The organism is Ruminiclostridium hungatei (assembly GCF_002051585.1).
In the GTDB taxonomy this organism is placed as follows: Bacteria; Bacillota; Clostridia; order Acetivibrionales; family DSM-1351; genus Ruminiclostridium; species Ruminiclostridium hungatei.
On the sequence record NZ_MZGX01000025.1, the window covers coordinates 19,531 to 31,794 of the forward strand.

At 43.9% G+C, this 12,264-nt stretch carries 13 protein-coding genes; 12 read left to right on the top strand and 1 reads right to left on the bottom strand.

Annotated features, from left to right (window positions below):
• Positions 1-31 precede the first annotated feature (31 nt).
• The 12 genes from mreC to CLHUN_RS16830 all read left to right on the top strand — a co-directional run bounded on the left by mreC (position 32) and on the right by CLHUN_RS16830 (position 11,014).
• The gene (gene mreC, locus CLHUN_RS16775) at positions 32-892 is read left to right on the top strand and encodes a rod shape-determining protein MreC (RefSeq protein WP_080065788.1); all 861 of its coding nucleotides are present in this window, start codon (positions 32-34) and stop codon (positions 890-892) included.
• Positions 889-1,401 carry a rod shape-determining protein MreD gene (gene mreD, locus CLHUN_RS16780; RefSeq protein ID WP_080065789.1) on the top strand — a complete coding sequence of 171 codons (513 nt, stop codon included), beginning with the start codon at positions 889-891 and terminating at the stop codon, positions 1,399-1,401. The genes mreC and mreD overlap by 4 nt, the downstream gene beginning before the upstream one ends.
• Positions 1,402-1,448: 47 nt before the next feature.
• Complete coding sequence (mrdA, locus tag CLHUN_RS16785; protein ID WP_080065790.1) at positions 1,449-3,557, top strand: penicillin-binding protein 2; 2,109 nt, start codon at positions 1,449-1,451, stop codon at positions 3,555-3,557.
• Positions 3,558-3,622: 65 nt separating this feature from the next.
• Positions 3,623-4,306, top strand: coding sequence for a septum site-determining protein MinC (gene minC, locus CLHUN_RS16790; protein ID WP_080065791.1), 684 nt, complete (start codon positions 3,623-3,625; stop codon positions 4,304-4,306).
• Positions 4,307-4,468: 162 nt separating this feature from the next.
• Positions 4,469-5,269, top strand: coding sequence for a septum site-determining protein MinD (minD, locus tag CLHUN_RS16795; protein WP_080065792.1), 801 nt, complete (start codon positions 4,469-4,471; stop codon positions 5,267-5,269).
• Positions 5,270-5,282: 13 nt separating this feature from the next.
• Positions 5,283-5,567 (top strand): cell division topological specificity factor MinE, encoded by a 285-nt coding sequence (minE, locus tag CLHUN_RS16800; protein WP_080065793.1) that lies wholly within the window; start codon positions 5,283-5,285, stop codon positions 5,565-5,567.
• A 25-nt stretch (positions 5,568-5,592) separates the two neighbouring features.
• Positions 5,593-5,979: a methylglyoxal synthase gene (locus CLHUN_RS16805; protein WP_080065794.1), complete on the top strand. Its 387-nt coding sequence runs from the start codon at positions 5,593-5,595 to the stop codon at positions 5,977-5,979.
• Positions 5,980-6,177: 198 nt separating this feature from the next.
• Positions 6,178-7,161: a M23 family metallopeptidase gene (locus CLHUN_RS16810; protein ID WP_080065795.1), complete on the top strand. Its 984-nt coding sequence runs from the start codon at positions 6,178-6,180 to the stop codon at positions 7,159-7,161.
• A 166-nt stretch (positions 7,162-7,327) separates the two neighbouring features.
• Positions 7,328-8,245, top strand: a complete 918-nt coding sequence (locus CLHUN_RS16815) for a M50 family metallopeptidase (RefSeq protein ID WP_080065796.1) — start codon at positions 7,328-7,330, stop codon at positions 8,243-8,245.
• A gap of 26 nt (positions 8,246-8,271) precedes the next feature.
• Entirely contained in the window at positions 8,272-9,117 is an 846-nt protein-coding gene (locus CLHUN_RS16820) for a sulfide/dihydroorotate dehydrogenase-like FAD/NAD-binding protein (protein ID WP_080065797.1), read from the top strand.
• Positions 9,110-10,510: an NADPH-dependent glutamate synthase gene (gene gltA / locus CLHUN_RS16825; RefSeq protein WP_080065798.1), complete on the top strand. Its 1,401-nt coding sequence runs from the start codon at positions 9,110-9,112 to the stop codon at positions 10,508-10,510. Before CLHUN_RS16820 ends, gltA begins: the two co-directional genes overlap by 8 nt.
• A 60-nt stretch (positions 10,511-10,570) precedes the next feature.
• Positions 10,571-11,014: a flavodoxin family protein gene (locus CLHUN_RS16830; protein ID WP_080065799.1), complete on the top strand. Its 444-nt coding sequence runs from the start codon at positions 10,571-10,573 to the stop codon at positions 11,012-11,014.
• Positions 11,015-11,144: 130 nt separating this feature from the next.
• Here CLHUN_RS16830 and CLHUN_RS16835 read toward each other — a convergent pair whose 3' ends face one another.
• A complete protein-coding gene (locus CLHUN_RS16835) occupies positions 11,145-12,155 on the bottom strand; it encodes a hypothetical protein (RefSeq protein WP_080065800.1) in 1,011 nt (336 codons plus the stop codon).
• Positions 12,156-12,264: the final 109 nt, after the last annotated feature.

Here is a 12,264-nt window from a genome sequence, read left to right on the forward strand (position 1 = left end):
AAAGTATAGGGGGTAGAGAGGGGAATATTCCTTGAAGTATTTTAAAAGCAGGGCGTTAATAATATTGATAATAACCTTATTGCTCATAGTGACCATCGGTCTTACCATGAATCCCTTAAGCAGTGTCAACTGGCTGGGGAACCTGATTTCCGTCCCATTTACTTCTGTTGAAAAGGTATTTACCTATGCAGGTCAGGAGATAAAAGCCGGGGTGGGTCTTTTCAGCGATGTTGAAGTCCTGAGGGCCGAGAATAAGACTTTAAAAGAGACAATTGATAAATTGACCAATGAGAGAACCGAATACCAGAGGCTTAAAACCGAAAATGAAGATCTTAAGAATGTTCTCAAGCTGGGAGAACAGCTTGAAGAGGTGGAAATGCTGGGGGCAAATGTAATTGCCAAGGATTCGGGAAACCTGTTCAACATCTTCCTTGTAGATAAGGGTTCAGCAAACGGGGTTTCCTATAATATGCCGGTAATTACCAGCAAGGGGCTGGTGGGAAAGGTGTCCTCTTCTCAGCCTTTCTCCTCAAAGATAATCAGTATTATAGAAGATGGCAGTGCCGTAAGCGCCATTGTTTCAAAAAGCAGGGATCTGGTGGTGGTAAAGGGTGATCTGAAGCTGGGGAAGGAAGGCCTTTGCAAGCTGGTATACATCCCCAACGATTTGGATCTTGCCCAGGGAGATATAATTGAAACCTCAGGCCTGGGTGGGATTTATCCCAAGGGTATTATCATAGGAACGGTAAAGGAAGTCAGAACAGGTGAAAGTGATCTGGACAGATATGCTATCATACAGCCCTCTGTGGATTTAAGACGGCTGAGCCAGGTAGTGATTTTGAAAAGGGATATGCCGGACACATCTTCAGAAATGGAGATCACTGATAAATGAGAGGCAGAATAATCATTTATACCATATTGATATTCATATTTGTCACTGTTCAGGTTACGTTTCTTAATTTTACGGATGTATTTGGCGTCAAGCCTAACCTGATAATAATCCTGATAGTAAGTGTGGCACTTCTGGAAGGCAGGAACCACGGCGGAATAGTAGGTTTCTTTGCAGGTATCTGCATGGATTCCGTAGTGGGTATTGCACTTGGCTATCAAGCCTTGCTTGGAATGCTGCTGGGTATTTTGCTGGGCAATATAAACAGGCGGTTTTTTAAGGAAAATATTTTTGTAATGGTCACCTGTACCTTCATATCTACAATAATATTTGAATCGGCTGTTATTATGCTGTCATACGGTTTGGGCCTGAGAATCAACTACATAGACACCCTGCGGACCACAATTTTAACTGAAGCCGCGGTAAACAGCGTACTCGGTGCAGTCATATTTTTCATACTTATAAGAATCAACAGGAAACTTGTGGGCATGGACGCTAAAAACAGATATTAAGAAGGATATTTTATAGAAGTGGGACATTAATGAGTGGTGGTTGAAGAATGAAGAATTTTTTTAAAGACAGGCATACAATCGTCAGTATTATACTGATTTTGGTTTTTTCAGTAATTGTATATCAATTGGCAAATTTACAGCTTGTGCAGGGCGAGAATTATTACACACAATCCCAGGTGTTAAATCTGAGATCCCGTACCATCCTTGCCGAAAGGGGCAATGTACTTGACCGGTACGGAGTGCCCATAGCTGTGAATTCCACAAGCTACTGCCTCATGCTGGTAGATACGGGCAAGCCTTCCGAAGAGCTTAATGCCATGATGTATAAGCTCATTAAAATATTTGAGAAGAACGGTGAGAAGTACAGCAATACCTTTTCCAAATATCTAAGCGGGGATGCGGTAAAATTCGGCACTCTGCTTGAAAACAGCAAGGACAGGATAAAGGTGCTGAAAAATGCCACAGGCTACAAATTTTCAGGTCTGGATCAGGACTCGGCTCCCCTGGAGTTTTATGAATATTTCAGGGACACTGTTTTTAAAATCGATACGGAAAAATACAAGGAGCCTGATATTTATAAGATTATGACGCTGAGGTTTGAAGTGCTGGGCTTCAATCCCATTATTGCCGAAGACATAGGCACTGACACTGTTGCTGAAGTAGAGGAAAGAACCGATGAGTTTCCGGGAGCTATTGTAGATATAGTGCCCAGCAGAAAGTATGTGGATGCCCAGGATGCCGCTCAGGTAATCGGCTATGTCAGAACCATCAGTGAGGATGAATTGGCTAAAAGATCCGACCAGGGCTATAAAATTGATGATATTATAGGAAAATCCGGCATTGAACGCACCGCAGAAGGTTATCTGAGAGGAACAAACGGATACAGGAGAATTCAGATTGATGACAGCGGAAAAATAAAAACCATCAGCGAAGAGGCTGTAAAACCAGGCAGTGATGTGGTTCTGACCATTGATATGAGACTTCAGAAGGCTGCAATGGAATCCCTTGAAAAGAATATACAAATAATCAGGCAGAAACCGCATTCGAAGAATTTTAAGGATGCATATGCTGGAGCGGCTGTAGTGCTTGATGTTAACACGGGGGAAGTTCTTGCACTTGCCAGTTATCCAAGCTATGACCCTTCCATATTCCTGGCCGGTCCGGAAGATGTGGAGGCGCAAAAAGCCATAGACAAGTTAAATAATCCCAACAATACGACTTCATCGGAATATAACAGGGCAATTGCAGGAACGTATACCCCGGGTTCCACCTTTAAGCCTTTGGTAGGTATTGCCGCTTTGGAAGAGAAGAAGATGGATCCTTACACAAAGGTATTTGACGCTGGTTATAAGATTTACGATAATATGATGCTCAGCTCCATTGAATATAATGTGTATAAAACCGGTTTGGGCTGGGTCAACATGATTCAGGCCATTCAGAAGTCCTCCAATCCGTATTTTTATGAGTTGGGCGTTAAGACTGGTATTGATAATATTGTAAAGTGGGCTAAGCTGTTCGGACTGGGAAGGAAGACAGGAATTGATCTGCTGGGTGAAGAAGCAGGTATTGTTTCCTCAAAAGAATATAAGGCAAAAATCAACCCATATAACTGGGGAAAGGCTGATACTGCACAATCTTCAATCGGACAGCTTTATAACAGCTTTACGCCCATACAATTGGCCAACTATGCCGCTACCATTGCAAACGGAGGTAAGCACTTTAAGCCCCACATAATTAAAAGGGTGGTTAAATATGACGGGTCCATTGTTACTGAGACAAAACCGGAATATGAAATATTACCCGTTAAAAAGGAAAATATGAAGATCATACAGGAAGGCATGATAGCTGTTGCAAATAACGAGGATGGCGGAACTGCGGCAAATGCATTCAAGGGGCTTCTGCCTATAAAGGTGGCCGGCAAGACCGGTACTGCCGAGACAGGACGGGAATCGGAGCATTCCTCAAACGCGCTGTTTATATGCTATGCTCCCGCAGACAAACCGCAGATTGCTGTAGCAGTGGTAGTTGAAAGAGGTATACTGGGCTCGTATACGGCGCCTATAGCCTATGATATTTTAAAGGCGTATTTCGACAATAACGGGTCAGGTACTCAAGACTTTACTGCAAAAATGGATATTGTTGAGTTAACTAAATAAATATTTATTTTTACTATATTTACTTGTGTGAGGAACTTTTTTCACACAGATGGGAGACAAAAAATATGACTGAGCAAACAGTAACTTTCAAGGGAACGGTTAACGGCCTGACTATTATAATAAAGCCTGACACCGGTTTTGATGAAGTTGTTGACAGCATGCGAATGAAGATAGAAAGCGCCGGCAAATTTTTTCGTGGTGCAAAGCTTGCGGTGAGATACAGAGGACGGGTTCTGAGTCAGACTGAAAGGGATGAACTGCTGGAACTGTTGAAAAAAGAGAGCGGTGCCACTATATTGTCCTTTGAGGAGGAAGTGGCGGAAGCAAGCAGCACTAACAGTCAGAAGAGTACCGCAGCCACTGCGGAGAGAAATAATCAGATCAAAAAATACATGTTCTTCAAAGGTATAGAAGAGGGAAAAACCAAGTTTTACCGTGGCACAGTGAGGTCGGGGCAGCTTATAACCTTTGACGGGAACCTTGTTATCCTTGGTGATGTAAACCCGGGGGCAGTTATAGAAGCCACAGGAAATGTTGTTGTCATGGGGCTGCTCAGAGGGGTTGTGCATGCCGGCAGTGATGGAAATAAAGAGGCAATAGTTGCTGCACTGGGACTTAATCCCACACAGTTGAGGATTGCAGATATCATAACAAGACCTCCTGATGAAAAAGGAGCAGGACAGGTTCCGGAGCTGGCTTATGTCAGGGGAGACATGCTGTATGTGGAGCGGTTTTTGCCAGCTCGCTGACAGGAATTAACAGGCATTTCAAAAGCTCTGACAGGTGGAGAAATGGCGGCAATTCGATTGACAAAACAGTAAAAGATATATATAGTTTAATGTGTATATCTTTATACTAACAATAAATTTTTGCAAAACATTTTTCTTGGACAAGAATTGGAGGCAAGCTGTATGGGCGAGGTAATTGTAATTACATCTGGGAAAGGCGGCGTTGGGAAAACCACAACAACAGCCAATATTGGTACAGGTCTGGCGCTGGCAGGTCAGAAGGTTGTACTGATCGACACTGATATAGGACTTCGGAATCTCGACGTTGTTATGGGCCTGGAAAACAGAATAGTATACGATCTTGTTGATGTTGTAGAAGGTGTGTGCCGTGTAAAGCAGGCATTGATCAAGGATAAAAGGTACGAGGGGCTATTTCTTCTTCCCGCAGCCCAGACAAGGGATAAGTCGGCAGTAACTCCAGAGCAGATGATAAATCTGGTAAATGAATTAAAAGCAGAATTTGATTACATAATAATTGATTGCCCGGCAGGTATAGAACAGGGCTTCAAAAATGCCATAGCAGGCGCCGGCAGAGCAATTGTTGTCACTACTCCCGAGGTTTCGGCGGTAAGAGATGCAGACCGTATAGTAGGGCTTCTGGAAGCAAATGAACTGAGAAATCCCCAACTCCTGATAAACAGGGTAAGGGTGGACATGGTCAAACGCGGAGATATGATGAGTATTGAAGATATAATAGATATACTGGCTATAGACCTCATAGGAGTTGTTCCTGATGATGAAAAAATAGTTATATCAACAAACAGAGGAGAGCCTGCTGTAAATGATGACAAATCCCTGGCAGGACAAGCCTACAGAAATGTTACAAGAAGAATTCAGGGAGAAGAGGTTCCCATACTCAATCTTGAGACAGATGACGGATTTTTCAATAAATTTAAAAAAATGTTGGGTTTTAAGACTACATAAGGAGGAATAGGGTATGCTGATTGATTTTTCAAAGATCTTTGGCAGATCTAAGCCATCGAAGGATGTGGCCAAGGAAAGATTGCAGTTGGTGTTGATACATGATAGGGCCAATGTTTCTCCTGAGTTTCTGGAAATGGTAAAGGGAGAGATTATAAAGGTCATACAGCATTATATGGAAATTGATGAAAGTGCACTTGATATCCAGCTTACCAGAACGAAAAGCGACGAGAGCGACAGAATAGTTCCAGCATTAGTAGCGAATATACCTATTAAAAATGTAAAAAATGCAGGTAAATAAATTTAAAGGTATGTGATTTTTAACCATGAATATTGCATTTATAGCTCATGATAATAAAAAAGAATTAATGTCCAGTTTTTGTATTGCCTATAAGAATATTTTGCAGGGACATCATCTTATTGCAACCCGTTCCACAGGTATTGTTATAAACAAGGCTACAGGACTGAATATTAATCTGCTGGCTTATGGGAGCCTTGGAGCTCAACAGCTTGGAGCAAGAATTGCATGTGATGAAATAGATTTGCTGATATATTTCAGAGATCCCAATAAAGAGAACGACACAGACACATTCCTGCTGTTCAAGCACTGTGATGCCAACAACATACCTTACGCTACCAATATCGCCACTGCGGAAGTTCTTGTAAAAGGTCTGGAGCGTGAAGACCTTGCATGGAGAGATTTGCTGCGGTAAACAAATAAAAACATACATGCTGCACATGGCTGTAATTATCAGGCCCGGGTAAATTCCCGGGCTTTTTTATGCAGTTATACGGGTACTTCACGTCAGATTGTGAGCCTGTTAGCCGTATTGTCCTGTAATATTTTATCCGGCAGCAAAATATAATTTAATAAAGCATGTCAAATAGGACAAGAATGCAGGTGATAAAGTATGGATGAAATGATTGTAAGGCCTAAGTATTCACGGCAGACAAGTACTCCAAGAAACAGGAAAAGATCAAATGAAACTGAAATGATGTCTACTTTTTTTGCGGTAAAAATGCTTGCGGTAGTGGTGTTCCTGTCTGTATATGCCCTATGCAAGGCAGCAGATACGCCTGCAACCAGCTATTTTGTTTCCCGGGTAAAGGTAATAACAACACAAAATTTTGATGCCGGAAAATATCTGACGGGTGCGGCAACAGCACTGGGAGTCAGGCTGCCCGAAAGAAATTCCTCCGGGTTGACCGGTTCGGCAGGACAGCTACCCGATACAGATGCCCAAACCGGGGATGCCGCAGGGGGACTGGCTCAAACGGTACAGGGCGGCGGACAGGGCAGCTTGGACAAGGCAGCAAATGAGGGCCGCATTGAAAATAAGGCTGCCGGTCTGAAGGGGGAGCCTGTCAGCGGTGAGGGTGAGAACAGTTCAGACTTAAGCTCGGGGTTTTCTACCGGCAGCAGTTCCATAGACGATACCCTGAAGGCAATAACGGAGGTTCCTGTTTTGGAAGAAAGCCAGATAAAGGCAATTGCAGACAAGTATTCCTTCGTAACTCCCATAAAGGGTGAAATTGAATCACCCTTTGGCATAAGAACCGACCCTTTGAGCGGGAAAACCGCTTTCCACAGTGGTATTGACATAAGAGCCAATATGGGCACCTCCATCAAGGCCGCCCTTGACGGGGAGGTGACGGAAGTGGGCTCCAGCCCCGAATATGATAATTATGTAAAAGTGAAGCACAATGACGGGTTGTATACGGTATATGCCCATTGTTCAATTCTTGTGGCACAAAAAGGACAAAAGGTCAAGCAGGGAGATGTGGTTGCAAAGGTGGGGGACACCGAAGGTCTGTCCGGAGCACTGCACTTTGAGATATGGAAGGATGACAAGGCTGTGGATCCTGAAAAACTGCTTAACCTGTTGAATCAGTGACAAACAGCCAGACTGGTACAATAGGTCAAATTAACCTGTAGTGCTGGTTAGATAAAGTCTTTAAGAGACAAGTTTGCAAGTTCCGGGAGTGAGTAGTATTTTTCTGACTGTTACCACATTTTTAATTAGCACAATAGGTTAAATAGTAAATTTTTCAGGTGAGGTTATGGCGCGTATATCATTATCAATAAGCAGGAATTTCGGCAGGCTGAATGTCACATTCAACCTGCTGATTTTGGTATTTGCCGGGGCAGCGGCTCTGACGGGGTATTTCAGGGAATATATCCAGACCCTTTTTTTCATATTTGTACATGAGGCAGGGCATTTGACCGTGGGGTCGCTGCTGGGGGCACAGGTATGCAATATCAGGCTTCTGCCCGTAGGTTTAAATGCCGGAATCAATATGGCAGACTGCACCGGGAGGCAAAGGATAGCCGTGTATACTGCCGGACCGTGCACCAGCTTCCTATTGGCCCTTATCTTTTTTCTTTTATACAATATCTGTGACCCCAGAGGGTTTTTTCTTGCAGGATTATATACAAATCTCTACCTTGGAGGCTTCAACCTCATTCCGATACTTCCTTTGGACGGCGGAAAAATCATACAGGAGCTGCTTGCAGCAAGGCTTGGCATCTTAAGGACAGGCAAGGTATTGAAGCATGTCTCGGTGTTACTCTCCGCTGCAATCATAGCAGCGGGGCTTGCAGGATTATTTTATTCCAGAAGCGGTGTGAATCTTATGGTTATCGGCGTATACTTTTTTATGTGCATGGGCACAAGCAGGGAGGAGACAGCCTTTATGAATATTAAAAGCCTACTTTTCAGAAAATCCAGGGTTATTAGAAAAGGTATTTATCCTGTACGTGAGATAGTTGCATTGAAACATATGAAATTGTCGGAGGTAATCAAGGCTTTGGACTACATAGACAGGTTTCATATCATCAATGTGCTGGACGAGGATATGAGAGTAATCAAGGTAATGACAGAGCAGGAAGTACTTGAAGCAATTCTGTCAAACCCGGCTGATACCACGTTTGATAATTTGATGCAGATAGAGTATAATGTTCATAATGAGGTCAATTAACATCTGACACAAAATGGGGGTTACTTATGTACAAGATAGTTAGAAAAGCCATACTAAATCCTTCTGTTGTACTTATGGATATTGAGGCGCCATATATTGCCCGAAAAGCAGAACCTGGACAATTTATTATCTTCAGGATAGATGAAGCCGGAGAAAGAATTCCTCTGACTATAGCGGATTATGACAGAGAAAAGGGTACGGTCACCATTATATTCCAGATAGTAGGAAAGACAACCCGTGTTCTGGCTGAAATGAATGAAGGTCAGACTTTGCTGGATTTTGTCGGACCTTTGGGAGTGGCGTCACATCTGGAAGGCTATAAGAAGGTAGCAGTTATCGGAGGCGGTCTTGGAACCGCGATTGCCTATCCTCAGGCTAAAAAGCTTCATGGCCTGGGCGCGGAGGTGCATTCCATAACAGGCTTCAGGAACAGGGAGCTTATTATCCTGGAAAAGGAAATGGAAGCTGTAAGCCATAAGCTTATTGTTGCCACAGATGACGGATCAAACGGAAACAAGGGCTTTGTAACAAATGTCCTTAAGCAGTTGATCGAAGAGGGCAACAAATATGATCTTGTAATAGCAATAGGCCCTCTGGTAATGATGAGAGCCGTTAGTAATATGACAAGGGAATACGGAATAAAGACATTGGTCAGCATGAATCCTATAATGATAGACGGAACCGGCATGTGCGGCGGCTGCAGGCTTACGGTGGGCGGAAAGACAAAATTTGCCTGTGTTGACGGGCCGGATTTTGACGGGCATGAGGTGGATTTCGACGAAGCAATGAGAAGACAGGGAATGTACAAAAAACATGAGAACCAATCTACAGAAATACATGTATGCAAACTTGGAGGTGTGACCAATGCCTAATATGGCTTTAAATAAAGTTAAAATGCCTGAACAGAATCCTGATATAAGAAACAAGAATTTTCAGGAGGTTGCACTGGGCTACGATGAGGCTATGGCTGCGGAAGAGGCCCAAAGATGCCTGAACTGCAAGCACAAGCCCTGTGTGGCAGGCTGTCCCGTAAACGTAAAAATACCTGAATTTATACAGTTGGTAGCCGAAGGCAAATTTGAGGAGGCTTATTTAAAAATCAGAGAAACAAACAGCTTGCCTGCCGTATGCGGAAGAGTCTGTCCCCAGGAGACACAATGCGAGCAGTTGTGCGTCAGGGCGAAAAAGGGTGAATCTGTGGGAATAGGCCGTTTGGAGCGCTTTGTAGCAGACTGGTATATGGCTAACTGCAGCAGTCAGGAAGAAAAGCCCGAGAGCAACGGCATCAAGGTTGCTGTTGTGGGTTCAGGCCCTTCAGGACTTACCTGTGCGGGAGATTTGGCAAAATTGGGCTATGAGGTCACAATTTTTGAAGCCTTTCATGTTCCGGGAGGCGTTCTGATGTATGGAATTCCTGAATTCCGTCTTCCAAAGGCACTTGTTCAGAAGGAGATTCAGACAGTCAGGACTCTTGGAGTTGATATACAGACAAACATGGTTATCGGCAAGGTGCTTTCCATAGATGATCTCAGGGAAGAGGGCTTTAAAGCCGTATTTATAGGTTCAGGCGCGGGTTTGCCAAGCTTTATGGGAATTCCCGGGGAGAACCTGAACGGTGTTTATTCTGCAAATGAATTCCTTACAAGAATAAATCTTATGAGTGCCTATAAATTCCCAAACACCGACACTCCGGTATTTGTAGGAAAAAATGTGGCTGTTGTGGGCGGAGGCAATGTTGCAATGGATGCAGCCAGAAGTGCGAAACGTCTGGGTGCGGAAAACGTATACATCATATACCGCCGTTCGGAAGCCGAGATGCCTGCCAGACTTGAAGAGGTACACCATGCAAAGGAGGAGGGGATTATTCTGAAGGTCCTCACCAATCCAAAGCAAATTCTCGGAACGGAGGATGGCTGGGTAAAGGGCATGGAGTGCGTTGAAATGGAATTGGGAGAGCCCGACAAGTCAGGAAGAAGAAGACCTGTTGAAAAGAAGGGCTCGGAGCATGTAGTGGAGCTGGAAACAGTTATCATTGCCATAGGTCAGTCTCCAAACCCCCTCATTGCCTCGACAACACCGGGCCTGGATGTGCAGTCCTGGGGAGGAATAATTGTGGAGGAAGAGACAGGAGCAACCAGCAAGGGCGGAGTATATGCCGGTGGAGATGCTGTAACAGGTGCGGCTACCGTTATTCTTGCAATGGGTGCGGGTAAAAAGGCTGCCGAGGCCATGGACAAGTATATCAGGCAGCAGAGCCAGAAATAACAGCTATTGTTTTTGAAACTTTATATAGCATATAAAAAATGCAGAATGGAGTAAAAGAAAATGAAGACTTGGGTATTGTACTACAGTAAGGGCGGAAATACGAAGAAAATTGCCGAGGCCATAGCAGATGAGCTTGAGGAGGTTTTGAAGTCGGAACAGATACCGCCGGCGTATCCTCCTGAAAATGTAAGCCTGCTGTTTATAGGCACCGGTGAATACGCGGGAAAGCCCGATTCAAAGATGGTTGAATTCATCAGAACCCTGAACACCAACCGGGTTAAGAATGCTGCGGTTTTTGGGACCAGCGGCGGAGGAACTGCCGAAGGAAAGGCTATTGCAACGGTTAAGAGCATGTTGAGGGAAAAGGGCATAAATGTGGTAGAGGAAGCTTTTTCCTGCAAGGGAAAAAACTTTATCTTCTTTAACAGGAACAGGCCTGATGAAAATGATGTAAAATGTGCCAGGGAATATGCAAGAAAAGTATACAACAGCCTGAAGGTTTGATTTGCACAGGTACATCACAGCCCCGTGACAGAGGTTTGCAGTCTTTGACTTCAAGCCTGTCACGGGGCTGTTTTTTGTCTGCAACCTGCCTTTGAAGGTTGAAGGACAGGGCGCGGTCTTTGAACCGGGGCTACTGTATTTTGCCCTTATCCAGATATTTTTCCACATCAATCTGAACGGGAACCCATTTTGATTTGTTCTTAACCGACGTATTAATCAACAAATCGGTTCCATTTGTAAGCTTTGCAAATTCAAACATATATTTTCTTTCATCCACACCGTCAATAATTATCTTTTTTCTGTATTCATCCTGTTCAGGAGCATATTGCCTCATTATAAGGCCGCACCAGTTGCCGTAAACAGTTTCCACATAGGATTCAGCGTTGTGAGCCCAGCCATGGTACGCGGCGCAGAAGAAATCCTCGGGGGAGAGGGTGAGAGAATCTACGTAATACAAGCCGTTAACCTTTATAACATCCAGCTCGCCTGTATAGTAATTGAAGGTGGTCACTCCGACGCTGCTGCCCTCCAGTATCTCAAGCTCAAGGAAGAACTTGCTCATGTCTTGGGAAGGTGCAGCCATAGGAAGCAACTTAATCAGGTTAATATGCCCTATCCCTTCAAAGGATTGAACAAATTCATCATAGCTCATGGACTTTTTATTGTTTTCAGAGAGAAAGGAATAGGCTATTGGAAAGGGCTCAAGCCCATAACCCACTGTTCCGCAGCCGCCATTTTTCTCCTCTGTCAGATTGGAAGCCTGCTGAAGCACGCTGAAATAATTAATAACTGAAGCTTCCGGGGAATCCATCAGTTTTGCAGGGACACTTTCAGCTTTGAAACTGGACATGAAGGTGTCATGATCCATAAAGTTGCTGTTGAGGGATTTGAGGCTTGAAGGCCTGAAATATGTCTCATTCAGGTCGGACATTCTTTTGTTCATTACCTGTATGGTTTGTCTGGACAGGCCTGTGGCTGCCGGGTCAATATTTACAGCAGGCTGCTCGGCCATAAGTAGACCGCCTAGAACGTAATTATTATGGGAGCTTTCCTGATTGCCCACTCTGAGACAGATTGCAGCTATAAAAAATGCCAGCAGTATTATTGAAATGATAAGTATGCGCTTTGTTAATATTTTCATATGCCCCCCGATCAATGTTTATTATGATGCCTGATTTTACTATGCCGGGAATTTAAAATTAAATTGGACGACTCCTTATAATATATTCAAATGAGTACCGGATAATAAT

Coding starts and splice junctions, on each gene's coding strand:
- CLHUN_RS16830 (WP_080065799.1), top strand. CDS start 10,571: ATGAAGACTTGGGTATTGTACTACAGTAAGGGCGGAAATACGAAGAAA.
- CLHUN_RS16815 (WP_080065796.1), top strand. CDS start 7,328: ATGGCGCGTATATCATTATCAATAAGCAGGAATTTCGGCAGGCTGAAT.
- mrdA (WP_080065790.1), top strand. CDS start 1,449: ATGAAGAATTTTTTTAAAGACAGGCATACAATCGTCAGTATTATACTG.
- CLHUN_RS16835 (WP_080065800.1), bottom strand. CDS start 12,155: ATGAAAATATTAACAAAGCGCATACTTATCATTTCAATAATACTGCTG.
- minD (WP_080065792.1), top strand. CDS start 4,469: ATGGGCGAGGTAATTGTAATTACATCTGGGAAAGGCGGCGTTGGGAAA.
- mreD (WP_080065789.1), top strand. CDS start 889: ATGAGAGGCAGAATAATCATTTATACCATATTGATATTCATATTTGTC.
- CLHUN_RS16820 (WP_080065797.1), top strand. CDS start 8,272: ATGTACAAGATAGTTAGAAAAGCCATACTAAATCCTTCTGTTGTACTT.
- minE (WP_080065793.1), top strand. CDS start 5,283: ATGCTGATTGATTTTTCAAAGATCTTTGGCAGATCTAAGCCATCGAAG.
- minC (WP_080065791.1), top strand. CDS start 3,623: ATGACTGAGCAAACAGTAACTTTCAAGGGAACGGTTAACGGCCTGACT.
- gltA (WP_080065798.1), top strand. CDS start 9,110: ATGCCTAATATGGCTTTAAATAAAGTTAAAATGCCTGAACAGAATCCT.
- CLHUN_RS16805 (WP_080065794.1), top strand. CDS start 5,593: ATGAATATTGCATTTATAGCTCATGATAATAAAAAAGAATTAATGTCC.
- CLHUN_RS16810 (WP_080065795.1), top strand. CDS start 6,178: ATGGATGAAATGATTGTAAGGCCTAAGTATTCACGGCAGACAAGTACT.